Annotated in this window: 1 protein-coding gene; it reads left to right on the top strand. The window is 72.1% G+C overall.

Annotation, left to right across the window (positions count from 1 at the left end; all coding sequences use genetic code 11):
• Positions 1-498 (top strand): hypothetical protein (locus IF89_RS39600; RefSeq protein ID WP_043194955.1); only part of this gene is annotated, 498 nt, incomplete at both ends.

Genomic DNA, 498 nt, shown 5'->3' with positions numbered 1-498 from the left:
CCGCGGCGACCTCGCCACCCGCACCGACACCCGCCCCAACAGCGGCAGCGGGGAAGGCGGGCAGGAAGATGCCGGCACGGACGGCAGCGGGGACACCGGCGCAGCCAAGGGCGCCGCCGCGGGTGCGCCGGTGACGACGCACACCGTGCACGGCTACGACGCCTACAACCGGCTCGCCTCCACCACTGTCCACAACGGCCCTGATGCCAAGGCGCCGGTGCTGCGCTCGACCGCCTACACCGCCAACGCCGCCGGCGACGTCACCGCCACCACCGCCACCGGTGCGGACGGCAGCAAGACGGCCACCGCGCACGAGACCGACCCCGCAGGACGCCTCACCGCAGTAGCCGCCGACGGCCAGAAGACCGAACAGGGCTGGGATACGGCCGGCAACCTCCTCAAAGGCGCAGACGGCACAACCTGGACCTACAACCCCGACAACAAACCCCTCACCGCTACCACCGCCGACGGCCTGCACAGCACCTACACCTACTGGGC

The sequence above is a fragment of the Streptomyces sp. NRRL F-2664 genome (assembly GCF_000719345.1).
In the GTDB taxonomy this organism is placed as follows: domain Bacteria; phylum Actinomycetota; class Actinomycetes; order Streptomycetales; family Streptomycetaceae; genus Streptomyces.
This window is presented reverse-complemented; position numbering and strand designations above follow the sequence as displayed.